The sequence below is a fragment of the Candidatus Contendobacter odensis Run_B_J11 genome (assembly GCF_000531125.1).
Classification (GTDB): Bacteria; Pseudomonadota; Gammaproteobacteria; order Competibacterales; family Competibacteraceae; genus Contendibacter; species Contendibacter odensensis.
In genome coordinates this window covers 1-23706 of record NZ_CBTK010000041.1, presented here as the reverse complement: position 1 = coordinate 23706, position 23706 = coordinate 1, and the positions used below count along the sequence as shown (strand labels likewise).

Sequence of the window (23706 nt, the reverse complement as noted above, 5' to 3'; positions counted from 1 at the left end):
GTTGCTCTCAGTGATGCCGGTCAATTACCAGCCAGCCGCCGTGATACTCGAAATACTCATGGTGGCCGCCGAGCGTCCGCCCGATGGTCAATAACCGGTTGCGATCGAACACTTGCCGATGGCCGTAGCGGGGATCGGGTACGGCTTCGAGCGGCACTGCGATAATCAGTCGCCGCGCAGTGAGCCGCCACAGGTTGGCGACGGCCTGTTCGGTTTGCGCGGGTTCAAGGTGTTCCAGCAGATGCAGCGCAGTCACTACGTCGTAGCGAGCCGGTAATGGTGCTAATTCCCGCTCAATGTCGTCGGCCAGAATATCGGCGACGCCAAAACAGGTTTGATCCAGGCCGCTATGCCGGGCGTAATCGTTGGCAAAGCCCATCAAGGCCGGATTCAGATCGCAACCGGCGATGTCGCCCAGCGTCTTGGTCGCGGTACGCACTCGCGCCAGCAGCAGCGGAAAGAAGCCGAAACAGGTGGCTACATCCAGCACCGTCGGCGGCGATGTGGCAACGGACAGCGCCTCAATCAGTTCCAGCGCGTAGCGATAAATCGCGCCGAACAGGCCGATAAAGTCGCTTGCGGTCTCGTCAGGCCGACCCGGCGGCTGCCCCAAACCGGCACTGGCCTGCGTGGCGTTCAGCGTATTGGCGTAGAACAGGCGCCAGGCGCGGCGCTCGTTGCCGGCCATGGAGCGCACGATGTCGCCCACCGAGCGCTCGAACAAATCCTGGTCGCTGTAGCCGCTATCCACTCGGTTACGATGCGCTACCAGCAACGGCAGTAACTCACTGACGACGTAGTAGCCGAGATTGTTGTCAATCTGGGTCGCGCTGAAGTCGTGGACGATAATCAGTTCATCGGTCGGCACGGTCGCAGTGAGCGGATACAACTGGAAATGGACACTGGTAGCCAGCGGCGCGGCGCGTTGTTCCAGACCGTTCACCAGCAGGGCGTGGCGGTGGCGGGACAGCATCATCAGATCGAACTCTCCATCGTCAGGGTCGAGCGACCGACCGCCGCAACAGGTCTTCGGTCACGCGACCGAGTTGCTGCATATTGCGGACGACTTCGGTGTGGTGGCAGACCGGCTCGTACAAGGACATATCGCAACTGCCCAGCTTCCAACTGCCGCGTGATTCCGGCGACAACCAGATCAATTGTTTGGCGCGGCGGCGAATGCCTTCCAGTGCCCACACCTGCGGCGGATTGCGGTTACCGCGCCCATCGCCCAGGAGAATGACCGTAGTTTGCTGAGTCACCGCGCCCAAATAGCGCTGGTGAAACTGGCTCAAGGCGTGGCCGTAATTGCTGTCCGCGTCGGTATCGAGCAGGCCGCCGTTGAAGACCGCACCAATGGCTTCATCAATGCCCTGTTGCTCGAACTGGGCGCTGACCTCGACCACATCGCTGACAAAGGCAAAGCTGCGCACTTGGCCGAACAGGCTTTGCAGGTTGTAAGCCAGATGCAGCATGAAGCGGGCGGTATTGCGCACTGACAGGCTGACATCGCAGATCACCAGCAGCCGGGGCTTTTCATCGCGGTAATAGGTCATCACCGGCTGAAACGGGATGCCTTCGTATTTCATATTGCGGCGCAAAGTGAGCGGCACGCTGATCCGGCCATGCGGGCTGATGTGGCGACGATAGGAACGCGCCCCGCGCATCCGCCGACACAACCGCTGCACGATCTCGGTCATTTCCCGCCGTTCCGGTTCCGAAAAATGGAGAGTGGGCAGGGCGCGGCGGTTTGGATCGGGAAGTTTCGGCAGTGGTTTTAGCGCCAGTTCCCGTTCCAGATAACGTTTCAGCAATTCCGGCAGATGGGCGATGCCGCCGTTCAACCGGCTGGATAATCGCTTAATCAGGTTCTCGTCAACATCCATGTCGCCGAGTTCATCCAGCAGCTCCATCACCGCGTCGGTAATCACCTCGGCGTCCAGCGCGGCAATGGCTTCGCTCAAATTCAACTCGCCCGCTCGCCCGCCGTGCTTCATCCGCCGCGCCTTCAACACTTGCATCGCCTTGTGCATCACTTGGTCGAGCAAGTCCCGCTTGCGGCTCAACACCAGGTTCTGGCCGAACTCAGCCAGACTGAGATCGTTGGCGTCCTGATTCGAGTTGAAATGAGTCGCCATTGACTCGTCAGCGAAATAGTCGCGGATGTCGAGCGCGTCTTCGTGGGCGTTATCGCCGTCCGATTGGCCGCTGACCGGATTTTGCTCCGCAACCATTTCCGGCGGTTCCAGCGCGATTTCGGGCTGTGGCGGCAATGCTTCCGCTGCTGATTCATGCGCTGGCGTTGCCTTGGGCAGGCTGAAAAATTGCGCAAACAACTCCTCAAACAGCGGCAGATCGCGGACCGCCTTGATCAAGGTGCTGCGTAACACGATCCGCAGCGTATCCCGCTCATCCAGCCCCACCCACGCCAACGCCTGCATTGCGTCCAGCGATTCAGCGGGCGAAATCCGCACGCCCCGGCTTTTCAGCAGGAACACGAAGCGGTTGATCACGGCGTCCATCGGCATTAACCAGTGCGGCCGTCAGTGCGGCCCGGATAACTGGTGAAATAGCCGGCGGCGAGTTCCGGGCGGCGCTGCTCCAGCGGACTGCTCCTTGATTCAGCGGGACGCAGCGGCGGGCGTAACGGAATCGCGGCGGGCGCCGCCGTAGCTTCGGGACCCGGCACCTGCAATGCTTCGCTGATCCACGGCAACTGGTCATTGACCTGCTGGGTGTCGCGCTCGTACTTGATCAGCAGATGCAGGGTTTCTTCCAGCAACGCCGGAGTCAGCGTATCGGCGTTGAGCAGCACCAACGCCTGCGCCCAGTCCAGGGTTTCACTGATGCTGGGCGCTTTGCGCAAATCCAGCGAACGCAAACGACGGATCACCGCGACCACTTGCGCGGCCAGGGTTTCCTGAAGCGCCGGGACTTTCATCCGCACGATCTCCAGCTCCCGCTGCTCGTCGGGATAGCCGATAAACAGATGCAGACAGCGGCGCTTGAGCGCATCGCTCAGATCGCGGGTGTTGTTGCTGGTGATAATGACGTAAGGAATGGTGGTCGCTTTCACCGTGCCCAGTTCCGGCACCGTGACCTGAAAATCGCTCAAGACTTCCAGCAGGAACGCTTCAAATTGCTCCTCGGCGCGGTCCAGTTCGTCAATCAGCAGCACCACTGGATCGGGCGAACTGATGGCTTGGAGAATGGGGCGGTGAATAATGAAATGTTCCGAGAAAAACACATCTTCATGCAGGTGTAATTGCTCGACAGCCTGGTGCAAATCGCTGACGCCTTCAAACAGGCGGCTGATTTTGTCGCGCAGAATCTGGGTGTACAGCAGTTGCTTACCGTATTCCCACTCGTACAGCGCGTGTGCCTCATCCAGTCCGCCGTAACATTGCAGCCGGATCAGCGAGCGTCCTAGCGCCTTTGCGACCACTTTCGCCAGTTCGGTTTTGCCGACGCCGGCTGGCCCTTCAATCAGGATCGGCTTACGCATTTGCAACGCGAGAAAGGCAACGGTCGCCAATTTACGGTCGCAGAGGTACTGCTGATCGCGCAACTGCGCGATGGTTTGCTCAATTGATGCAAACATGCGCCCACTCCAAGCCCGGACCCACCGACGCCAAGCCGGGAGTCCGGGTCACTCAGGGTAAATGCTGACAGGACTTTCGTTTTCCGTCATTCCCGCACTGGCGGGAATCCAGTAAGCCACTGCAAAGAGTAGATACCCGCTTTCGCGGGCATGACGAATGGAAAGATTTAGCGAAAGTCCTGGCTCAGTAACAGAGCGGATTAGCCCAAAGGGAGCCGGTGCTAGTAGCTGCCGACCAGGGTATGACGAACGACCGGCGCGACGGACTCGTAGGTGCATTCGCGGCCATTGCCCGGCGTCGAGGCATCATTCAATACATGCTTGGTGATGCGGTCGACGTCGCGTTCGACATTTTCGGCGGAGATTTTGGTGCTGCCCACTTCGGCATAGCGCCCGGTGCCCATCCGTGACTTGGTGTACGGGCCGATGCTGGTGAAGTTGGCCGGGATGTTGAGGTCTTTACTCAACCGAATGGCAGCTTCCACGGCCCGTTCGGCGGCGGAAACATCGGACAGCCCATCCACATTTTCACCCATCGCCTTGGCAATGTCGCGGAACCGCTTGTAGTTGGCCTGCATGTTAAATTCCCACACCCGGGTCAGACCGATGGCGTTGTTCAGGCCGTGGTGCGAGTCGTAGAAGGCGCTGACCGCGTGGGAAATGGAGTGGATGATACCCAGACCGCCGCTGTTGAACGCCTGCGCCGAGATGTAGGAGGCGTACATCATGTTGGTACGGGCTTCGTAGTTCAGCGGCTCGAACACGGCACGGCGCAGATTTTGTGCGACCAGTTCGATACCCAGCAACGCGCTGCCCATGCTCGGCAGGAAGTCAATCCGCGAAACATACGGCTCGGAAGCGTGGGCCAGTACGTCGAAACCGCAGAAAGCAGTCAGGTCCGACGGCATGGAAAAGTGCAGCACCGGATCGTTAATGCTCAGGCTGACCGGGACGTTTTCATCCAGCCCCAGCCATTTATAGGGCGCTTTTTCCGAAACCGTGTCGGTGATCACATAGGCAAAACTGGTCTCGGAACCGGTACCCGCCGTGGTGTTAATGGCGATGTGCGGCGGATTGTTGGGATTGGTGGATTTGTTGTAACCGTCGAATTCGTTGATGTTGCGGCCATCATGCGAGACCACAACCCGTGCGCCCTTGGTGGCGTCAGTCACGCTACCGCCGCCGACCGAAACGAAGCTGTCGCACTTCTCGCGGATGTACATATCGGCGATGTCCATGACATTGTAGTCCTTGGGATTGGACTCGATCTTGTCATAGACCACCACATCAACATTCCGGTATTTGAGCTTGCCAACGATGTCCTCAACGATGCCGGTGCCGCGTAAACCAGAGGTGGCCAGTACACAGCGCTTGAAGCCGAGCTTGTTGGCTTCCAACCCAACCATTTCGTAAGCGCCAGGGCCGAGCAGGCCACGGGGAATACGATGAAATTCCTTAATCGGAAACTGCCAGAGTTTGTGTGCTTCCACGGTTGAATCCTCTTCCTTTGATGACTATGAGCGGATGAACGATCCGCATTTTTTCCCTATCAAGGATAGGGGCGTTGCCTTTCAGGCTGTCCAGGTTGGACCTGAACAACGTAGCAATCATGATGTGCAGCGTAGGCGGATGGACAGACAGACCAAGGCCCTAATGAAGCCAGTCTTAGCAACAAAGGAACCAAGTATAGAAGAGAAGTAATTATTTTTTATATCTTATTGGTTTATATTTGAAAATATTTTCAAATATACTGCAATAGCCGATGAATCGGGGCGATGTTGCAAGGCCGTTGTGAAAAAACCGTGACATGCACTGCGCCACGCTGTTACAGCTTAGGTGACACTTTGAGCTGAACAGCACCACCCAATCTGCAGAACTAACCACCGGAGAATCCTGATGCCGATCCTGGCGAAAACCTTCTTGTTTTTGGGCAGTGTTGGAATGCTGCTGGCGGTGGCGCTGGGCGCATTCGGCGCTCACGCGCTGAAAAAGACGCTGGCGCCTGATCTGATGGCAGTCTACGAAACTGCGGTGAACTATCATGTTTATCATGCCCTGGGACTGCTGGCGGTCGGATTGCTGGCGCTGCATATCCCCGAATCGGCATTGTTGCGCTGGGCTGGAATCCTGCTGGCGGTCGGTGTGCTGCTATTCTCCGGTAGCCTGTACACCCTGAGTCTGAGCGGTATTCGCTGGCTGGGAGCAATAACTCCCTTGGGCGGTATCGCTTTTCTGATAGCCTGGTTGCTGCTGGTAATCGCGGTCGTCCGGGCGGATTGAGCCGAACGCCACATGGAACATGAGCCTGGAATGTGAGGACAGTATGGAAAAAACATATGCTTTGGGATTCGACGTTTACGGGACCCTGGTGGACCCGCTGGCACTGGCCGAGCCGCTGCAGGCGCTGGTCGGCGAGCAAGCCGCCCGCTTTGCCAAACTGTGGCGGAGCAAGCAACTGGAATACTCATTTCGGCGTGGCTTGATGCGGCGCTACGCCGATTTTGACGTGTGTACCCGACAGGCGCTGCGCTATACCCAGCAGGCGTTACGCTGCGAGTTGCCGGAATCCGACCAGGGGCGACTGCTGGAAGCCTATCTGTACCTGCCGCTATTCCCGGAAGTCGCTGCCAGTTTGAGCGCCCTCAAGGCGCAAGGCCATCAGTTGGTCGCATTCACCAATGGGGTAGAAGCCAGCATCCGTGCGCTGCTGACCAACGTCGACGTACTGTCCCAGTTGGAAGATGTCGTGAGCGTGGACGATTTGCGCACCTTCAAACCGGATCCGGTGGTTTACGCTCACCTGGCGCGGCGAACCGAACACACGCCCAATGAAACCTGGCTGGTGTCCAGTAATGCCTGGGACGTGATCGGCGCCAAAGCCGCTGGCCTCCGCGCCGCCTGGGTCAAGCGCCAGCCGGACGCCTTATTCGATCCTTGGGATGTCGAGCCGGATATCGTAGTGAACGGTCTGGACGAGTTGCCGACCTGGTTTGCTCAACGGTCCGGCTGATTCAGTCCCGAACCCAGACCAGGGTTCGATTATTAACCGGCATCGGATAGTCGCATTGCAAGCGCAAGCCGTTATCGGCGGCCAGTCGGTCGAGATCGTCGAAATCACGGAGGCCGCTCTCTGGACTCCATGACCGCAGCCAGAGATCGAATTCGGCGTTACCGGCGCTGATGTAGTGACCGCCATAGTTGAACGGTCCGTATAAACAGAAAGCGCCGCCCGATTCCAGCACCAGACCGATCCCGCGAAACAGGCATTCCACTACCGGCCAAGCCATGATGTGCGCGGTGTTAGCCGAAAATACGCCGACGGCTTTTGTCACCGGCCACGGCTGGCGGCAAACCTCCAGCTCCAGCGGCTGGCGCAGGTTCGGCAGCTTCGCCTCGGCGCTCCAGAGCTGGATACCTGACAGATTTTCGGCCAGATCGGTAGGTTGCCAGAGGAGATGCGGCAAGTGACGGGTGAAGTGAACGGCATGTTGGCCGGTGCCCGCGCCGATTTCCAGAATCAGCCCCGGATGGGTGAATACTTCCCGCAGTACTGCAAGAATCGGCGCCTTGTTCTGCTCACAGGCCTCGGAATACGGCTTGGTGTTAGTAACCATGGATGATTCTCTCCATTCATCTCAGGAGTGAACGGTATCAGGATTATCGAGATAGTGAATTTTTTCCAGCATGGTGTGATCGCGAGTGTCATGGCTGACTGCTTCCTTATAGTGAGCAAGGAAATCACCAACACGGCGCGAATGGTTGGGGTGTCGATCTTGCCTGATCCATGCAGGGGATCGCCCTGGATTACCGAACGGTTCTGAAAGTGAAAGCACTCACCGGTCTTGGTGGGAAAAACCGGATACGGTCGCCGCCAGTACCCGCTATTGCCCCTATAATGCCAATCTCCGTTCGCAACCGGTACTCACTTGCCCGATATGGAACTGATACGCGGTCAACACAATCTCCGTCCCTGGCATCGCGGTTGCGTCGCCACCATCGGCAACTTCGACGGTGTGCATCTCGGCCATCGAGTGATTCTTGATCAGTTGACCCGGCAAATGGCGCGGTTGCGGTTGCCGCGTATGGTCATCACCTTCGAGCCGCAGCCGCAGGAATTTTTCGCCGGTCCCACTGCGCCGCCGGCCCGCTTGATGCGCTTGCGGGAAAAGCTGCTGGCTCTGGATGGACTGGGTATCGAACGGGTGTTATGCCTGAAATTCGATCACCAGCTCGCGGCCATGCCCGCATCCGACTTCATTAACGAGCTGTTAGTAAACCGGCTCGGTATCCGCTATCTGGTGGTCGGCGATGATTTCCGCTTTGGCCACCGCCGCGCCGGCGACTTTGCCATGCTGGTTGCAGCCGGCCAGCGCCACGGCTTTGAAGTCGTTGACACCCACAGCTACATCCTGGATGACCAGCGGGTGAGCAGCACTCGTACCCGTGAAGCCTTGGCGCATGGTGATTTGGAAGCGGCAGCGCGGCTGCTGGGCCGACCCTACGATATGTGCGGGCGAGTGGCGCACGGCGACCAAATCGGTCGCACTATTGGCTTTCCAACCGCCAACATTCACCTGCTCCGCCGGGTCACTCCGGTTTACGGGGTATACGCGGTGGTGATGAGCGGAGCCGGTTTACAACCATGGCCGGGGGTCGCCAATGTGGGGCGCCGGCCCACGGTGCGGGGTATCCGCCAGCAATTGGAAGTGCATCTGCTCGACTTCCGGGGCGATCTCTACGGTCAACAGGTTAAAGTTGATTTTATGCACTATATCCGCCCGGAGCAGCGCTTCGAGTCGCTGATGGCCCTGCAAGCGCAGATTCAGCGGGATACGCACACCGCCCGAAGCTATTTCTCGGCACGGGGTATCGTGATTCCCGATACCCACCATCGCCCCCTCCTGCCTGAAGCATTCTGAAGTTCAGAGGTTCACCGTGGCTGATTACAAAGACACTCTTAATCTTCCCCAGACCGCCTTCCCGATGAAGGCGGATCTCGCCCGGCGCGAGCCGGATCTGCTGCGCTATTGGCGGGAACTGGATCTTTATCATCGGCAACGCGCCGAATTCGCCGGTCGCCCCAAATTTGTGCTGCACGACGGCCCGCCCTACGCCAATGGGGAAATTCATATCGGCCATGCCGTCAATAAGGTACTCAAGGACATCATCGTCAAATCCCGCACCCTGAGCGGTTTCGATGCGCCGTATGTGCCGGGCTGGGATTGCCACGGCTTGCCCATCGAGCAGATGGTGGAAAAGAAGCTGGGCAAGGTGGGAGTGAAAGTGGAGGCCCGCCAATTCCGCGACGCCTGCCGCGCCTTTGCCGCCGCGCAGGTGGCGAGTCAAAGCATGGACTTTCAGCGCCTGGGCATCCTGGGCGACTGGGACAACCCGTACCTGACCATGAATTTCCGCGCCGAAGCCGACATCGTGCGCTCGCTGGCGCGGATTATCGCTAATGGTCATTTGCATCGCGGCTCCAAGCCGGTGCATTGGTGTACCGAATGCGGTTCGGCACTGGCCGAGGCCGAGGTCGAGTACGAAGATCGCGATTCATTGGCGATTGATGTGCGCTTCCCTGCCGCAAACCCGGAAGCGGTGCTGGCGCGTCTGCACCATGTCGCTGGTCATGCCGGTCAAGGGCGGTTGGCGGTGGTGATTTGGACCACCACACCGTGGACGCTGCCGGCCAATCAGGCAGTGGCAGTTAATCCCGGCTTTGAGTATGTGCTGGTGCAGGTGGAGACCGATCAGGGTCAGGAACGGTTGCTGGTCGCCGAACCGTTGCTGAAAGACGCGCTGGCCCGCTGGCAGATTGACACTTATCAGGTGGTGGCCTACGGGCCAGGTTCCGCGCTGGAAGGGCTGCTGCTGCGCCATCCATTCTACGACCGTGAGGTTCCCATCATCCTCGGCGATCACGTCACTACCGAAGCGGGTACTGGCGCGGTGCATACCGCTCCGGCGCACGGCCAGGAGGACTATGTGGTCGGCTCCCGCTATGGGCTGAAGGTGGATAACCCGGTGGGGCCGGATGGCCGCTTTCTGCCCGATACCCCGTTGTTTGCCGGACTGCATGTGTTCGCCGCCAACGAACAGGTGATTGATACGCTGAAAGCGCAGGGGATGCTGTTGCGGGTCGCCCGGATCAACCACAGTTATCCGCATTGCTGGCGGCACAAAATTCCGGTCATCTTCCGCGCTACCCCGCAATGGTTCATCAGCATGGAGCAACACGGGCTGCGCACCCGCGCCCTGGAGGAGATTAAAAAGGTGCGTTTTACCCCGGACTGGGGCGAGGCGCGGTTGCAGGGCATGGTAGAAAACCGGCCTGACTGGTGCATTTCCCGGCAGCGCTATTGGGGGGTGCCGATCACCCTGTTTACCCATAAACAGACCGGCGAATTGCATCCGAATACGCTGGAATTGATGGAACAGGTCGCGCAACGGATTGAACAGGAGGGGATTGACGCCTGGTTTGAACTCGATCCGGCAGCAGTGCTGGGCGCGGATGCGGCGGATTATGTCAAGGCCAAGGATACGCTGGATGTGTGGTTCGATTCCGGCACCACTCACGCTTCGGTGCTGGAGCGTCGCCCGGAATTGCATTTCCCCGCTGATTTGTATCTGGAAGGCTCGGATCAGCATCGCGGCTGGTTCCAGTCCTCGCTGTTGGCCTCAGTAGCGATGCGCGGCGTTGCGCCCTACCAGGGGTTGCTGACCCACGGCTTCACCGTCGACGCCCAGGGTCGCAAAATGTCGAAGTCCATGGGGAACGTGGTCGCGCCGCAGAAAGTAGTCAATTCGCTGGGCGCCGACGTGTTGCGGCTGTGGGTGGCGGCAACCGACTATCGCGGTGAGATGAACGTCTCTGACGAGATTCTCAAGCGGATGGCGGATTCCTACCGGCGGATGCGCAACACCGCCCGCTTCCTGCTGGCTAACCTCAATGGTTTCGATCCCGCGCACCATCTCGCACCGCCGAACCAAATGCTGGCGCTGGATCGCTGGGCGGTGGATCGTAGCTACCGCTTGCAGGAAGAAATTCTCAGCGCCTACGACCAATACCAGTTTCATCTGATCTATCAGAAAATTCACAACTTCTGCTCGGTGGACATGGGCAGCCTGTATCTGGATATCATCAAGGATCGCCAGTACACCACCGGCCGCGACAGCATCGCCCGCCGCTCGGCGCAAACCGCGCTGTATCACCTTCTGGAAGCGATGACCCGCTGGCTGGCCCCGATCCTCAGCTTCACCGCCGAGGAAATCTGGCGGAATCTGCCGGGTGAGCGCGACCCCTCGGTGTTCCTGACAACGTGGTATGACGGGCTGTTCGCGGTCGCTGACGATGATCGGTTCAATGCCGCTTACTGGGATCGGCTGATTGCGGTGCGCGAGGCGGTGAGCAAGGAACTGGAGAAGTTGCGGGTGGCGGGCAGCATTGGTTCCGGGCTGGACGCCGAGGTAGATTTGTACTGCGAGGGCGATCTGGCCGCCGATTTAGGCCAGTTGGAAGATGAACTACGATTCTTTCTCATCACTTCCGATGCCCACGTTCATCCGCTTGTGGCAAAGCCAGCGGACGCCGTGGAAATGCAGATCAACGGTCAAGCGCTGGCGATTCGGATTCTGCCCAGTGATCACCCCAAATGTGTGCGCTGCTGGCATCATCGCGCCGATGTGGGCCAAAACGTCGATCATCCTGAACTGTGCGGGCGCTGCGTGGAGAATGCGTTTGGCACAGGAGAAGCGCGGCGCTTTGCCTGAACGCGCAACGTCCAATGCCGGTAGATTGAAGCGTGGTCATGCCATGCCTCAATCCACCGGCGGCAGACTGTCCAGCGGCCAACGCGGCGTCACCTCAATCGCGGTATTTTCGCCCTGACCCGCCGCCAGCCGCCGCCAGCCAGCATAAGCGATCATTGCGCCGTTATCGGTGCAGAATTCCAGCCGGGGGTAATAAACCGCCCCGCCGGATTCAGCCGCCAAGTTCCGCAACTGCTCCCGCAACTGCCGGTTCGCGCCCACCCCGCCCGCGACCACCAGCCGCTGCAACCCGGTCGCTTGCAACGCCCGCCGACACTTGATCACCAGCGTATCTACCACCGCATCCTCGAAAGCGCGGGCCACGTCGGCTCGATTCTCCGAGGTCGGTTCCAGCTTTCGCCAGGTGTTGATTGCCGCCGTCTTCAGGCCGCTGAAACTGAAATCGCAGCCGGGGCGATCAGTCATCGGGCGGGGGAACCGGAAGCGACCGGGATCGCCCTGTTCCGCCAGCTTGGCCAGCGCCGGCCCACCGGGATAGGGCAACCCCAGCAGCTTGGCGGTCTTGTCAAAGGCTTCGCCAGCGGCATCGTCCACCGATTCGCCGATGATCTGGTAGCGGCCGATCCCGTCCACCCGCACCAGCAGGCTATGGCCGCCGGACACCAGCAACGCCACGAATGGGAAGTCTGGCGGGTCGGATTCCAGCATCGGGGCCAACAGATGGCCTTCCATGTGATGGATACCCATCGCCGGCACCTTCCAGGTCCAAGCCAGACTGCGGCCAATGGTCGCGCCTACCAGCAGCGCCCCGATCAACCCCGGCCCACGAGTGTAGGCCACGCCGTCTACGCTGCGCGGTTTTACATTGGCCTGCTGAAAAATCCCGCGCAACAGCGGCAAGATTTTACGAACGTGATCGCGGGAAGCCAGTTCCGGCACTACGCCGCCGTATTCGGCGTGCAGCGCGATCTGGCTGTGCAGGGCGTGGGCCAGCAAACCGCGCTCGCTGTCGTACAGCGCCAGCCCGGTTTCATCGCAGGACGTTTCAATGCCGAGGATTAACATAGCGCTTCACTATTTTGCATTTGGCAACAGGGGTGACTACAATTCATCGGTTATTCATTATGCAATTTCATTTCGTCCACTCCAACCACACAGCAATGAGGTGATGGGTTAATGCCTTCCGTGAAAGTTAAGGAAAATGAACCATTTGATGTCGCGCTGCGCCGCTTCAAGCGATCCTGCGAAAAAGCCGGCGTTCTGTCTGAAGTCCGCCGCCGCGAGTCCTACGAAAAGCCTACCCAGGAACGCAAGCGCAAGCGGGCTGCCGCCGTCAAGCGCCATTTGAAGAAACTTTCCCGCGAAGTCTCCCGTCGCGTCCGCTTGTTCTAGGGCGTTCGTCCTTTCCGCTACCGCTAGCGAGCCTGCCGCCATGTCGCTCAAAGACCGCATTCAGGATGACATGAAAGCCGCCATGCGCGCCAAGGATAAGCACCGCCTCGGCGTGATTCGTCTGATCCTGGCCGCGATCAAGCAGCGCGAGGTGGACGAGCGCATCGAGTTGAGCGATGCTCAAGTGCTGGCCGTACTGGAAAAGATGATCAAACAGCGTCGCGAATCACTCGCCCAATACCAGAGCGCGAATCGTGCGGATTTAGCCGATCAGGAGGCCTTCGAGATTGATTTGGTTCAATCCTACCTGCCCACGCCGCTGAGCGAAACCGATCTCGATGCCCTAATTGCCAATGCCATCGCCGTGACGGGCGCCCAGTCGGTGCGCGACATGGGCAAGGTCATGGCGCTGATCAAGGATCAGGCTCAGGGCCGGGTGGATATGACCACCGTCAGTACTCGGGTCAAGGCCCATTTTGGCGGTTGAACGGTTCGCTCCCGAACCGGCCTACCCGCCGCGTCCGCAACGCTTCCTCCAATTCTTTGTTGTACCCAACCGCTGACGGTTGGGCGTTTGTTCGCTAGGCTTTGTGGCTATGGGCCGCATTCCCCAGGAATTCCTCGATCAACTGCTCGGCCGAGTTGATCTCGTTGAGATCGTCAACAGCCGAGTGCCGCTGCGGCGGGCGGGTCATGAATTTATGGCCTGCTGTCCGTTTCACACCGAAAAAACCCCGTCGTTCTCGGTCAGTCCCCGCAAGCAGTTCTACCACTGCTTCGGTTGCGGCGCTCACGGCAACGCGATTGGTTTTCTGATGACTTACGAGCGGCTGGAATTTTTGGACGCGGTGGAGGAACTGGCCCGGCAGGCTGGACTGGAACTGCCCCAAACGGGGGGCAATGACCGGGTTTCGATCAAGCCACTGCTGCTGGATTTAGTCGCGCAGGCCGATCGATTCTTCCGCCGTCAGTTGCGTGAACATCCCAGTCGGCAGCGGGCGGTGGATTATCTGCGCCAACGCGGCCTGACCGGGCAGATCGCGGGGGTGTTTGGCATTGGCTATGCGCCCGCAGGTTGGGAGAATCTAAGCCGAGCGCTGCGGGAGGTTGGAGCCACGGCTGAGAACCTCCTCAATGCCGGGCTGTCCAGCCGTGATGAACAGGGTCGGCTGCGCGACCGCTTTCGCGACCGCATCATCTTCCCGATCCGCGACCGGCGCGGGCGGGTCATTGCCTTTGGCGGGCGGGCGCTGGATGGCGAGACGACGCCCAAGTATCTCAATTCCCCAGAAACACCGCTGTTTCATAAGGGTTCGGAACTGTACGGGTTGCATGAAGCGCGGATGCAGAGTCAACCCTTACCACGGCTGTTGGTGGTTGAAGGCTATATGGATGTGGTGGCGCTGGCTCAGCACGGCCTTCCGTATACGGTCGCCACGCTTGGCACCGCCACCACCGCTGATCAGATTGAACGACTGTTCCGCGTGGTCAGCGACCTGGTGTTCTGCTTCGACGGCGACCGCGCCGGACGGGCAGCGGCTTGGCGGGCGCTGGAGGTGACGCTGCCGTTTTTGCACGATGGCCGCCAGGTGGGTTTTCTGTTCCTGCCCGATGGCGAAGATCCCGATACACTGGTACGCCGGGAGGGTCAGGCGACCTTTGAGCGGCGGTTGGAGCAGGCTACGGCACTGGCCGATTACCTGTTTTCCGAACTGCGCGGTCAAACCGATCCCGAAACACTGGCGGGACGTGCTCGACTGGCTGAACGGGCGCGACCATTGCTGGAAAAGTTGCCCGATGGGCACTTTCGCGATTTGATGGAGGCGCGACTCCAAAAGGAAGCTCATCTGGCGACAACCCGGCTGCGTCCGCCGCCTGCTGCTACGGCGGTTCCTAATCGCGCTGATCGTAATCTGCGGCTGACCCGTACTCCACTGCGTAAAGCTGTTGCGTTGCTACTGTACCGACCGGAGCTGGCGCAAGGAATGACGGCAGACGATCCCCTTTTGCGGGTGAACAGCGATCCGGGGATAAAACTGCTGACTGAGCTGATTGAAACGCTGCTGAAGCATCCCCACCTCAAGGTTGCTACGCTGCTGGAACGCTATCGGGATACCCGCGAAGGCGCGATTCTGGAACGGTTGGCTGTTTGGGAACCGGAAGTGCCGGAGGAAAGCTATCAGTTTGCAGCAGAATTCACTGATATTCTGGCTTATCTGCGGCGACGCAACGATCCGGGCGAGCAAGTGCCGGAAATCCTGCTCCGTCGGGGCGTACCCAGCGCACTGAACGCCGAAGAACGCGAGGCAGTGAGGAACCTTGGCAAGCCGCAAAAAGTCTAATTTTTCCTTTAACGACGTAGATTAATTCCATATCTATGATATCGTTATTAGTTTATGTTTTTCTTACCCAGTTTGTGAGCAGGTCATGAGCGAGCAGCAACAATCGCAGTTAAAGAAGTTGATCGCCCGCGGCAAGGAAAAGGGATTCCTGACCTATGCCGAGGTGAATGATCATCTGCCCGATGACATCGTCGATCCTGAACAGATCGAAGATATCATCTCGATGATCAATGACATGGGTATTGAAGTGCATGAGTTCGTGCCCGATACCGAGACCTTGCTACTCAACGAAAATCCAGTCAGCGCCGATGATGACGTAGTGGCTGAGGAAGCTGCTGCTGCGCTGGCGGCGGTGGACAGTGATTTTGGCCGCACCACTGATCCGGTGCGGATGTACATGCGTGAAATGGGCACCGTCGAACTGCTGACTCGCGAGGGTGAAATCCAGATCGCCAAACGCATTGAAGAGGGCATGAGCCAAGTACTCTCGGCGCTGTCCAGCTATCCGTTGACTATTGGCGAGTTGCTGCGGGCTTATCACTCGATCAGCGACAATGGCACTCGGCTATCTGACATCATCAGTGGTTTTAACGATATTGATGAAGTGGTGCCGGTGCTGCCGGACGAAGCTCTGCTACTGGCGGCTGACGACCCGGACGCTGTCGCTGTTGTGGATGCAGTGGCGGTCGCAAACGGAGACGAGGACGAGGATGAAGAGGGTGCGAGCGTGGTCGAGAGCGGCCCTGATCCGCAGGAAACGGCAAACCGCTTCACCGAATTGCACACCCTGTATCAGGAAACATTGAACCGCGCCGACGAATTAGGCTTACAGCACGATCAAACCCGGATGTTGCGGCAACAGCTCGGCGACCGTTTTCTGCAATTTCGCCTGGTGCCGAAGACCCTGGATTCTTTGATCGCCCGTTTGCACGAGATGGCCGAGCGTATCCGCACCCGGGAAAAAGAGGTGATGCACGCCTGCGTTAACCGGGCGCAAATGCCACGCAAGACCTTCATTAGCTCATTCCCGCAGAATGAAACCCGGCTGGACTGGATAGACGAACACATTCAATCCGGCAGGAAACATTCAGCTCTGCTGGCGGAACAGCGCGAGGCGATACTGGATGCGCAGCAGCGCTTGCAAGCGATTGAGCAGCAGGCACGGCTGACCATTCACGAGATCAAGGACATCAACCGCCATATGTCGATTGGTGAGGCCAAAGCCCGGCGCGCCAAGAAAGAAATGGTCGAAGCCAACCTGCGACTGGTGATCTCCATCGCCAAGAAGTATACCAATCGAGGCTTGCAATTCCTGGATCTGATTCAGGAAGGTAACATCGGTTTGATGAAAGCGGTGGATAAGTTTGAATACCGGCGTGGTTACAAGTTCTCGACCTATGCGACCTGGTGGATTCGGCAGGCAATCACTCGTTCCATCGCGGATCAGGCTAGAACCATCCGCATCCCGGTTCACATGATTGAGACTATCAACAAACTGAACCGGATTTCCCGGCAGATGTTGCAGGAGATGGGCCGCGAACCGACACCGGATGAACTAGCCCGACGGATGGAAATGCCGGAAGACAAGGTTCGCAAGGTTATGAAGATCGCTAAAGAGCCGATTTCGATGGAAACGCCGATCGGCGATGATGAGGACTCACATTTAGGCGATTTCATTGAAGACCTGAACGTAATGTCTCCGGTGGATGCAGCCACGGTCGAGGGTTTGCGCGAGGCGACCCGCGAAGTGCTGTCGACGCTTACCCCGCGTGAGGCCAAGGTGCTGCGGATGCGTTTCGGGATTGACATGCCGACTGATCACACCCTGGAGGAAGTCGGCAAACAGTTTGATGTAACCCGCGAGCGTATCCGCCAGATCGAGGCCAAGGCGCTACGCAAGCTGCGGCATCCGAATCGGTCGGAACAGTTGCGCAGCTTCCTGGATCTGGACTGAATGAATCAGTGGCGAGAAACCGGGACGGCGGTTAAGATTCTCACAGTTCCGGGCCCTTAGCTCAGCGGTTAGAGCAGGGGACTCATAATCCCTTGGTCGTAGGTTCAAATCCTACAGGGCCCACCATTTAATTCAACGCCTTACCGTCAGGTTCCGGTAAGGCTTTTTTGTGGCCTGTGTAATTCCTGTGTAATCCGGTTTTGCAACTGCTCCATTGCGGCCTGAATATGCTCTCCATTTTGGTGGCTGTATCGCGCCACCATCGCCAGCGTCTTATGTCCGCTGATGCGTTGCACCGTCGGCAAATCCACGCCGGATTGAACCAGATGCGTGATCGCGGTATGTCGCAAGGTATGCCGGGTCACTTCACGCGGATTCAATCCCGCTGCAGTCACGACGCGCTGAAACGCCTGGACAATTTCCACGGTATGCCCGCTGGCGCTGTTTGCCGGAAACAGCCATGTCTGATCCGCCGCGTCCATCGCCAACACGCCCCGCAAGTAATCCGCCAATTCAACCGTGATCGGCTGATCACGCGCTCCGGCTTTGGCCTGCGGGATGTGAATGATCCGCCGCGTTAAATCGATATCCGCCCGCCGGATACTGAGAATCTCATTAAGCCGCATCGCGGTATGCAACGCGATCAGGGTGAACGGATAGATTTCCCAGCGCCGATCCGCTTTGGCCGCTGACAACAGGGCGCTGATCTGCTCTGAAGTGAGATAAACCATTCGCCGATTTTCTTCCTTCTGACGGGGTATCTCGAACGGAACCTTGACCAACCATCCCCACTCCACGGCCCGCTTGTACAGGTGCAAGAGGGTGGCGAATTCACGGTTGATGGTGCCAGGCACTGCATCGTTTTCCCGGCGCTGCTTGGCGTAGCGTTGCAGATCAAACTTTTCAATTTTGGAAAGCGATTTATCGGCAAAGAAGGGCTTGAGGTGCCGAGCGATATGCAGGCGTTTCTTGCCCATGTTGCGTCCTTGGCTGGCCTCCAACCGCTTGAGATAGTCATCTGCCGCCATACTGAAACCGAGAGCCACCTTGCGTCCTTTGGGAAGGCTTAACCGTGAAGCCCGCGCTTCAGTGCGCAACCGCTCTATCAAGCATTCCGCTTGAGTCAGGGTGACTCCTTCACTCTCCAAGCCGACGACCCGATGAATGCGAACCCGATCCACCATGATGTTGACGGTAAAGCGCCCGTCACCATTCGCCAGCCGCTCAAAGTGAATACCGCCTGATGTTAATTGCTGGCCTGGTTGCAGACGGCGCAATTCAAGACGGGTTAGGTGTGGCTTCATAGTTGGTAGGCGCTACCATTCATCGGCGCTATTGCACTGGCCACCTTCATTTGTATATCCCGCGTTCCTTCCGCTAAAGCCTCAAACGTAATCTCATCGTCCGCGTATCGGCACAACCAGTTCCAAAGCTCGCTACCCGTCAGTTGGAATAAGGGAAGGAAGCTCGATTCATAAAGCTCTCTGCCGAATAGCTGACGTATGGCGTTAAGAATCTTTCGTTCTCGAATCGTCAGTAGATCAGGGAATTGCAATGCCAAATTAAGTATCCGACGCGCTGGCGCTTCATGCCAAGTCTCATAGGATGCCTGCCAAGCACTGATCGGCATCCCTGCTTCATCCCGCGCAACGATGGATTGCTTGACTGCTTGTTCAACCGCCATTTCTACAAAGCTGCTCATCGTTCGCCGCTCCTTGCCCGCCGCCAGTTCCGCCGCCATTTTGAGAATCGGATCAAAGCGAACTGGAATCACCTCGGACTTATTGAGTTTTCCGCCTTTTTTCGCCGCCATCGCACACCTCCAATTTTTAACATTCTATTCCTTTTGTGCTTGACAGTTCTACATTAACTATTTAATTTATGTTTTGTATATATTTGCTCTACATAAAATTGAGGAATTTCCATGACCGAACTGCAACAACTGCAACCCGCCGCCCCCGGCGTCCAGATTTTCCCCGACGGTCGGATGAACGTCATCAATGCCGCTGCCTATCTGGGGGTATCGCCCAAGTCGCTGGCCTGCTACCGAAGTCAAGGACGCGGACCCGCGTTCACCAAGCTGGGCAAGCTCTGCTTCTATCACCGCGCCGATTTGGATGCTTGGATCGCCGCCAATCGCGCCAGGTCAACCACTGAACACAAAGCCCTGAAGAGGAAATCGCTATGACATGCTGTGAAAAATGTGACCGTTCGCCTGAGTGCGTTATTCCCGATTGGGCGCAACTCGTCAAACCCCACGAACTGGCTTTTTACCACCACCACCTGAAATCGCTGAGCCAGAGCTTTTACGGGATCAGTGCCATCGTCCGAACGCTTCACAACATGACAATCGACAGCGCCTGTGACCCTAGCGCTCCCGATTGGTGGAATGAGAATCTTAGTGGTGGATTACTGACAGCGATTGAGAAACTGGCGGATGGGGCCAGCCACCCATTGGAATTCATGCTGACGCGGGCTACTGAATTCGCCCCGAAAGATGACAAGGCACAAACAACTAAGGCCAGCCCCTAGTTACCTAGGAGACTGGCCCCGCGCCCAAAACAAAACCACAAAAATTAACGCCATCGACAGCGTTGATTTTACGGTAAACGGGCGCGGTTGTCAGTCTCCGATTAACCTTTTTTTGGAGACTAAAACCCATGAACACCCTTCAAGAAGCGATCAATACCCTGCAACAGCGTGGTTGCAAACCCGTCAAGGCCGGCGACGGCTATCAAGCCTACTGCCCGATCCATGAAGCCGATAGCCAAGGCCACAGCCCCAGCCTGACTCTCAAAGCAGGCGATAAGACTCCCATAGTCGTTTACTGCCATGCCGGTTGCGAAGGAACCGCGATTCTCAAGGCATTGGGAATCGACACACCGCGCACCGGCAATCCGCGCATCGTGGCGACCTACCCATTTAAAGACGCGAACGGCATTGTCGTTTTTGAGAAAGTGCGACGCGAACCGAAAGATTTTCGGATTCGCCACCAGCCGATCAATGGCGCTGCCTGGGTTTGGAAAAAGCCGGAATTGTCCAGCTATCCCCTCTACCGATTGCCCGAGGTGCTGTCGGCCAAAGTGCCCGGACACCCGATCTACTTCGTGGAAGGCGAGAAGGACGCGGATCGCTTAACCGGACTGGGTTTGGTAGCAACCACCAATTTTGAAGGCGCATCGGAGAAAGCGAAAAAACCCAAGTGGCGGACGGAATACAGCGAGCAACTTTCCGGCGCTGCTCGTGTGGTCCTGATTCCTGACAACGACGAACCCGGTCAAGCGCACATGCTGAACATTGCTCGCCAGTTGCGGGGCAAGGTGACTGAACTACGCTGGCTGGAATTGCCCGGACTCCCGATCAAAGGCGACGTTTCCGATTGGCTGAATCAAGGGCATACCGTTGCGGAATTATTCGCCCTGGCTGAACAGGCTCCCGGCGCTGATTCCGTGATCACGCCCGCCGATCTGCCATTGGAGGAAGAACGACCCCACGGCCTCGCCCGGCCCGCAACGGTTCGGGTAGTGGTTGGAGAATTGCCGGAAGCCACTGACCAAGCTGAAGCCGCACTAATTCAGCATTGCGCGGAACTCTATCAGCGCAGTGGCTACCTCTGTCGAATCAGCCACCAACAGGCCGCAACGGTTCGGGGAATCACCCGGCCACGAGGCGCAGTCACCATCAGCCCGCTGGATCGGGATAGCCTGCTTGACCGGCTGAACAGGTTTATCCGCTGGGAAAAGTGGAATGAAAAGGAGGAGGACTACAAGCGTTGCCATGCCCCGGCGGCAATCGCACAAACCCTCTTGGCGCGTTCTGGTTCTTGGCATTTCCCGCCGCTGATCGGGGTAGTAAGCGCCCCAACTTTGCGCCCGGACGGTTCCATTCTCGACCAACCCGGCTATGACAAAACGACAGGTTTATTCTTCGATGCCCAAAATGAAGTCTTTCCGCCCATACCCGCCGATCCATCGCCCGAAGCAGGGCGATCGGCGCTGCAATTTCTCAAGGATGAACTGTTCAATCGGCGCTGCCTGAACAGCGACCGCCCGGAGGATCAGGGTTTCAGCTTCACCAATGACAGCGACCGTAGCGCCGCATTGGCCGCCCTGTTGACCGCGCTGGTCCGACCCTCACTCCCGACCGCGCCGATTTTCTTAGCGACCGCAACCCGCGCCGGCAGTGCAAAAAGCTTGTTGATGGACGTTCCGGCGCTGGTCGCAACCGGACGCCCGGCTACTATTTTCGATCTGGGCGCGGATGCGGATGAAGTTGAAAAGCGAATGCTGTCGGTTTTGCTCGCAGGCGATAGCGTCATCAATCTCGACAATCTCGAAGTACCGCTTTCTGGAGCAACGCTCTGTAAAGCCTTGAGTAGTGAAACCATCACTGGGCGGTTGCTGGGATTCAACAAGGTGGCAACCGTTCCCACTTGCGCGTTGTTTCTAGCAACCGGCAACAATACACAAGTGACTGGTGATATGACCCGCCGCGTAGTGATCTGCAATCTTTGATCCGCAATTGGAAGCCCCGGAAAGTCGCCAATACGACCGGAATCTAGTGGCGTGGATTCCTGAACATCGCCCGCGATTGGTGCAAGCCGGGTTGACCGTGTTGCGCGCCTACATTGCCGCTGGACAACCCCGGCAACCCTACCCGCCGATGGGCAGTTTTGAAGACTGGGATCAAATGGTTCGCCGCCCGTTGACTTGGTTAGGTGAAGCCGACCCGCTGGCGGGCACGGCGGAACTGAACGACGCCGATCCGGTTCGCCGCAAATTGCGGGCGCTCTTGGCCGCGTGGTGGACCACTTTCCGCACGGCGGGCGCAACTTCTAAGGAGGCTGTCACCCGCGCTCAGGAAACCCAGCGCGATGCACAAGGCGACGAAGAACGGCCCGCTCAAGCGTTGTGGGATGTGCTGTCTGAGCATTTCACTGATCGCCGGGGGAAAATCCGTAGCCAGTTAATTGGTGAATTTATTAGGAAATACGCCCGTCGCGTGGAAGTTGGAGCGCGGTTCGAAAACTATGGAACCAACCAAGACCGCCAACTTTGGCGCGTGGTTGTTGTTGATGATAAGCGTTTCCAAGAAATTCTCGCTAGTGGTTTACAGGGTGACAAGGGTGACAGGGTGACAGAACCACCAATGTCACCCTGTCACCCTTGTCACCCTTACCCACCAAGTCCCGAAAATTATGGCGCGGCTGTTTCGCTATCCCCGCTCGCCATTCGCATTGTCGAAATACTCCAAGCGACTGGATTTGGTGGCATGACCCCGGACGATCTGACCCGGATGGTTGACGCGGGTAAGACCGGCCCGGCGCTGGTGAAGGCAACGATTAACCAACTGCTGTTGACTGGAAGGATTGGCCGAACGAATGATCGGTTGGTTTTCAACCCGCAACCCGATCAGAGTCATTGAACGTTCTTTAGAAGTATCTTTTTTGGCACTTCTAAATCAGATTGGAGGATTGGGCCATGAGTCGTTATTCGTGGATCATTGTGAGCGGGCTGTTATGGGCCGGTTCAGTCTGGGCCGGGGAGGATTTTTGCGCGGCGCATGGGCGGATGGCGGGCAAGCTGGCGGCGGCGCGGATCGCGGGCGTGTCGGAAGCCGACGCCTTGTCCACCGTGATTCAGGCCCGCGTGTCGCCCTCTGTCCGCGATCTACTGGTGTCTACGGTGGATTTGGCCTATGCCAGCGACAGGCCGCCCGCAACAGTGGCCGCCCAGGCCGAGGCGTTGTGTCGCACGGTTACGCCCGCACGGGGCCATTAGATAACATGTAACAGGTCAATCGCGGTAGGTTGGAAAGCCTTGACCTCACAGACAGGAAAGGGCGTTGCACTGAATGCGTTGGAACGCGGGCTGAAAATTCAGCGGGGGGCCCCAGTGATCTTCGCAGGGTACGGGTACTTAAAAGCCCATCATTTCGCTAGGCATAGCGGTTTCAATTAGGATAAAATATTGTTTAATTGTAGTCTAATCAACTAATTAAGGTTAAAATTTTGCTCATTTCAAAGTCTGAATTTGCCCGACGCATGAGAGTTTCACCCGCCGCTGTCGGCAAGGCCTGCAAGTCTGGCCGGTTGAGCGTGATAGACGGCAAATGGTTGGATGAGAAGGTCGCTGAAATTCAATGGGACGCCAATCGCCAGCGTCTAGCGCCACTGCCGCGAATGCCGCCCCGCACTGCTATTGCGCCCGATGATGACGAGATTGATTGGGACGTGGAGCATACGGGCATTTGGATAACCCTCATTTGGAACCGTGCTGCCGTACCCGCCAGCGCCCGTAACTGGCTGGAACTGGCAACCGCCGCGCCCGCCGACCCGCGCCTGCTGAAACGCATCACCGCGCTGCTTGGAGACATCGCCGACTGCGTGAACCGGATGAAAAACCCGGAACATGAACCCGCCGATATGTAACAAAAAAAATAATTCCATATTTCTGGAATAATGGAATTATTTGGGTTATCCTACCCGGAATGAAATCGAAACCCGCTACGATCAGCTTTCAAACTACCGCTATCACCCGGCAGGCGATCAAGGTCGTTGCCGCGCAACGCGGTTGCTCTATCCGGAAACTTTCCTCCTGTAAATTTTCCCGTGATTGCTTATAAATTTGAAACCCACTGTAAGCTCATTG

22 protein-coding genes and 1 tRNA gene are annotated in these 23706 nt (G+C 57.9%); 15 read left to right on the top strand and 8 right to left on the bottom strand.

What is annotated here, in order from left to right:
- Nucleotides 1–7: 7 nt before the first annotated feature.
- The 4 genes from BN874_RS03625 to BN874_RS03610 all read right to left on the bottom strand — a co-directional run bounded on the left by BN874_RS03625 (nucleotide 8) and on the right by BN874_RS03610 (nucleotide 5088).
- A complete protein-coding gene (locus tag BN874_RS03625; protein WP_034430884.1) occupies nucleotides 8–976 on the bottom strand; it encodes a methyltransferase domain-containing protein in 969 nt (322 codons plus the stop codon).
- Between the two features lie 19 nt (nucleotides 977–995).
- Nucleotides 996–2519 (bottom strand): VWA domain-containing protein, encoded by a 1524-nt coding sequence (locus tag BN874_RS03620; protein WP_034430883.1) that lies wholly within the window; start codon nucleotides 2517–2519, stop codon nucleotides 996–998.
- 5 nt (nucleotides 2520–2524) lie between these two features.
- The gene (locus tag BN874_RS03615; RefSeq protein WP_081756114.1) at nucleotides 2525–3598 is read right to left on the bottom strand and encodes an AAA family ATPase; all 1074 of its coding nucleotides are present in this window, start codon (nucleotides 3596–3598) and stop codon (nucleotides 2525–2527) included.
- 221 nt (nucleotides 3599–3819) lie between these two features.
- Entirely contained in the window at nucleotides 3820–5088 is a 1269-nt protein-coding gene (locus tag BN874_RS03610) for an iron-containing alcohol dehydrogenase (RefSeq protein ID WP_034430881.1), read from the bottom strand.
- A 406-nt stretch (nucleotides 5089–5494) separates the two neighbouring features.
- Between BN874_RS03610 and BN874_RS03605 the strand changes: the two genes are divergently transcribed.
- On the top strand, nucleotides 5495–5878 hold the full coding sequence (locus BN874_RS03605) for a DUF423 domain-containing protein (RefSeq protein WP_034430880.1): 384 nt from the start codon (nucleotides 5495–5497) through the stop codon (nucleotides 5876–5878).
- 43 nt (nucleotides 5879–5921) lie between these two features.
- Complete coding sequence (locus BN874_RS03600) at nucleotides 5922–6608, top strand: haloacid dehalogenase type II (protein ID WP_034430879.1); 687 nt, start codon at nucleotides 5922–5924, stop codon at nucleotides 6606–6608.
- 1 nt (nucleotide 6609) lies between these two features.
- Here the strand turns inward: BN874_RS03600 and BN874_RS03595 are convergent, their stop codons facing one another.
- The gene (locus BN874_RS03595) at nucleotides 6610–7212 is read right to left on the bottom strand and encodes a DUF938 domain-containing protein (protein WP_034430878.1); all 603 of its coding nucleotides are present in this window, start codon (nucleotides 7210–7212) and stop codon (nucleotides 6610–6612) included.
- A gap of 321 nt (nucleotides 7213–7533) precedes the next feature.
- Between BN874_RS03595 and ribF the strand changes: the two genes are divergently transcribed.
- Both ribF and ileS read left to right on the top strand, forming a co-directional pair.
- Complete coding sequence (gene ribF, locus BN874_RS03585) at nucleotides 7534–8517, top strand: bifunctional riboflavin kinase/FAD synthetase (protein ID WP_034430876.1); 984 nt, start codon at nucleotides 7534–7536, stop codon at nucleotides 8515–8517.
- 16 nt (nucleotides 8518–8533) lie between these two features.
- Nucleotides 8534–11368 (top strand): isoleucine--tRNA ligase, encoded by a 2835-nt coding sequence (ileS, locus tag BN874_RS03580; protein ID WP_034430875.1) that lies wholly within the window; start codon nucleotides 8534–8536, stop codon nucleotides 11366–11368.
- 48 nt (nucleotides 11369–11416) lie between these two features.
- On the opposite strand, the gene tsaD is transcribed toward ileS, so the two are convergent.
- Nucleotides 11417–12433: a tRNA (adenosine(37)-N6)-threonylcarbamoyltransferase complex transferase subunit TsaD gene (gene tsaD / locus BN874_RS03575; protein WP_034430874.1), complete on the bottom strand. Its 1017-nt coding sequence runs from the start codon at nucleotides 12431–12433 to the stop codon at nucleotides 11417–11419.
- A gap of 111 nt (nucleotides 12434–12544) precedes the next feature.
- Here tsaD and rpsU point away from each other — a divergent pair, with 111 nt between their 5' ends.
- The 5 genes from rpsU (at nucleotide 12545) to BN874_RS03550 (ending at nucleotide 17182) form a co-directional block, all read left to right on the top strand.
- Nucleotides 12545–12760, top strand: a complete 216-nt coding sequence (gene rpsU / locus BN874_RS23275; protein WP_081756113.1) for a 30S ribosomal protein S21 — start codon at nucleotides 12545–12547, stop codon at nucleotides 12758–12760.
- 40 nt (nucleotides 12761–12800) lie between these two features.
- Nucleotides 12801–13247, top strand: a complete 447-nt coding sequence (locus BN874_RS03565) for a GatB/YqeY domain-containing protein (RefSeq protein WP_034430873.1) — start codon at nucleotides 12801–12803, stop codon at nucleotides 13245–13247.
- A gap of 109 nt (nucleotides 13248–13356) precedes the next feature.
- Nucleotides 13357–15102: a DNA primase gene (gene dnaG / locus BN874_RS03560; protein ID WP_034430872.1), complete on the top strand. Its 1746-nt coding sequence runs from the start codon at nucleotides 13357–13359 to the stop codon at nucleotides 15100–15102.
- Nucleotides 15103–15187: 85 nt separating this feature from the next.
- Complete coding sequence (gene rpoD / locus BN874_RS03555) at nucleotides 15188–17056, top strand: RNA polymerase sigma factor RpoD (protein ID WP_034430871.1); 1869 nt, start codon at nucleotides 15188–15190, stop codon at nucleotides 17054–17056.
- A gap of 50 nt (nucleotides 17057–17106) precedes the next feature.
- Nucleotides 17107–17182: transfer RNA gene (locus BN874_RS03550), tRNA-Ile, on the top strand.
- Nucleotides 17183–17202: 20 nt separating this feature from the next.
- Here the strand turns inward: BN874_RS03550 and BN874_RS03545 are convergent.
- Together BN874_RS03545 and BN874_RS03540 are read right to left on the bottom strand one after the other, a co-directional pair.
- Nucleotides 17203–18360, bottom strand: a complete 1158-nt coding sequence (locus tag BN874_RS03545) for a tyrosine-type recombinase/integrase (protein WP_034430870.1) — start codon at nucleotides 18358–18360, stop codon at nucleotides 17203–17205.
- Complete coding sequence (locus BN874_RS03540; RefSeq protein ID WP_034430869.1) at nucleotides 18357–18869, bottom strand: hypothetical protein; 513 nt, start codon at nucleotides 18867–18869, stop codon at nucleotides 18357–18359. Before BN874_RS03540 ends, BN874_RS03545 begins: the two co-directional genes overlap by 4 nt.
- Before the next feature lie 111 nt (nucleotides 18870–18980).
- Here BN874_RS03540 and BN874_RS03535 point away from each other — a divergent pair, with 111 nt between their 5' ends.
- The 6 genes from BN874_RS03535 (at nucleotide 18981) to BN874_RS03510 (ending at nucleotide 23486) form a co-directional block, all read left to right on the top strand.
- Nucleotides 18981–19244, top strand: coding sequence for a helix-turn-helix transcriptional regulator (locus tag BN874_RS03535; protein WP_230314315.1), 264 nt, complete (start codon nucleotides 18981–18983; stop codon nucleotides 19242–19244).
- Nucleotides 19241–19588 carry a hypothetical protein gene (locus tag BN874_RS03530; RefSeq protein ID WP_034430868.1) on the top strand — a complete coding sequence of 116 codons (348 nt, stop codon included), beginning with the start codon at nucleotides 19241–19243 and terminating at the stop codon, nucleotides 19586–19588. The genes BN874_RS03535 and BN874_RS03530 overlap by 4 nt, the downstream gene beginning before the upstream one ends.
- A 128-nt stretch (nucleotides 19589–19716) precedes the next feature.
- Nucleotides 19717–21570 carry a hypothetical protein gene (locus tag BN874_RS22115; RefSeq protein ID WP_051497368.1) on the top strand — a complete coding sequence of 618 codons (1854 nt, stop codon included), beginning with the start codon at nucleotides 19717–19719 and terminating at the stop codon, nucleotides 21568–21570.
- Between the two features lie 7 nt (nucleotides 21571–21577).
- Nucleotides 21578–22480 carry a hypothetical protein gene (locus BN874_RS03520; RefSeq protein ID WP_154724725.1) on the top strand — a complete coding sequence of 301 codons (903 nt, stop codon included), beginning with the start codon at nucleotides 21578–21580 and terminating at the stop codon, nucleotides 22478–22480.
- A gap of 56 nt (nucleotides 22481–22536) precedes the next feature.
- Nucleotides 22537–22836 carry a hypothetical protein gene (locus BN874_RS03515; protein WP_034430866.1) on the top strand — a complete coding sequence of 100 codons (300 nt, stop codon included), beginning with the start codon at nucleotides 22537–22539 and terminating at the stop codon, nucleotides 22834–22836.
- A gap of 263 nt (nucleotides 22837–23099) precedes the next feature.
- Nucleotides 23100–23486 (top strand): hypothetical protein, encoded by a 387-nt coding sequence (locus BN874_RS03510; protein ID WP_034430865.1) that lies wholly within the window; start codon nucleotides 23100–23102, stop codon nucleotides 23484–23486.
- Nucleotides 23487–23706: the final 220 nt, after the last annotated feature.

Bases quoted from the DNA above. Each gene is read 5' to 3' on its own strand.
- BN874_RS03625 (WP_034430884.1), bottom strand. From the start codon at position 976: ATGATGCTGTCCCGCCACCGCCACGCCCTGCTGGTGAACGGTCTGGAA.
- BN874_RS03620 (WP_034430883.1), bottom strand. From the start codon at position 2,519: ATGGACGCCGTGATCAACCGCTTCGTGTTCCTGCTGAAAAGCCGGGGC.
- BN874_RS03615 (WP_081756114.1), bottom strand. From the start codon at position 3,598: ATGTTTGCATCAATTGAGCAAACCATCGCGCAGTTGCGCGATCAGCAG.
- BN874_RS03605 (WP_034430880.1), top strand. From the start codon at position 5,495: ATGCCGATCCTGGCGAAAACCTTCTTGTTTTTGGGCAGTGTTGGAATG.
- BN874_RS03600 (WP_034430879.1), top strand. From the start codon at position 5,922: ATGGAAAAAACATATGCTTTGGGATTCGACGTTTACGGGACCCTGGTG.
- BN874_RS03595 (WP_034430878.1), bottom strand. From the start codon at position 7,212: ATGGTTACTAACACCAAGCCGTATTCCGAGGCCTGTGAGCAGAACAAG.
- ribF (WP_034430876.1), top strand. From the start codon at position 7,534: ATGGAACTGATACGCGGTCAACACAATCTCCGTCCCTGGCATCGCGGT.
- tsaD (WP_034430874.1), bottom strand. From the start codon at position 12,433: ATGTTAATCCTCGGCATTGAAACGTCCTGCGATGAAACCGGGCTGGCG.
- rpsU (WP_081756113.1), top strand. From the start codon at position 12,545: ATGCCTTCCGTGAAAGTTAAGGAAAATGAACCATTTGATGTCGCGCTG.
- BN874_RS03565 (WP_034430873.1), top strand. From the start codon at position 12,801: ATGTCGCTCAAAGACCGCATTCAGGATGACATGAAAGCCGCCATGCGC.
- dnaG (WP_034430872.1), top strand. From the start codon at position 13,357: ATGGGCCGCATTCCCCAGGAATTCCTCGATCAACTGCTCGGCCGAGTT.
- rpoD (WP_034430871.1), top strand. From the start codon at position 15,188: ATGAGCGAGCAGCAACAATCGCAGTTAAAGAAGTTGATCGCCCGCGGC.
- BN874_RS03545 (WP_034430870.1), bottom strand. From the start codon at position 18,360: ATGAAGCCACACCTAACCCGTCTTGAATTGCGCCGTCTGCAACCAGGC.
- BN874_RS03540 (WP_034430869.1), bottom strand. From the start codon at position 18,869: ATGGCGGCGAAAAAAGGCGGAAAACTCAATAAGTCCGAGGTGATTCCA.
- BN874_RS03535 (WP_230314315.1), top strand. From the start codon at position 18,981: ATGACCGAACTGCAACAACTGCAACCCGCCGCCCCCGGCGTCCAGATT.
- BN874_RS03530 (WP_034430868.1), top strand. From the start codon at position 19,241: ATGACATGCTGTGAAAAATGTGACCGTTCGCCTGAGTGCGTTATTCCC.
- BN874_RS22115 (WP_051497368.1), top strand. From the start codon at position 19,717: ATGAACACCCTTCAAGAAGCGATCAATACCCTGCAACAGCGTGGTTGC.
- BN874_RS03515 (WP_034430866.1), top strand. From the start codon at position 22,537: ATGAGTCGTTATTCGTGGATCATTGTGAGCGGGCTGTTATGGGCCGGT.
- BN874_RS03510 (WP_034430865.1), top strand. From the start codon at position 23,100: ATGAGAGTTTCACCCGCCGCTGTCGGCAAGGCCTGCAAGTCTGGCCGG.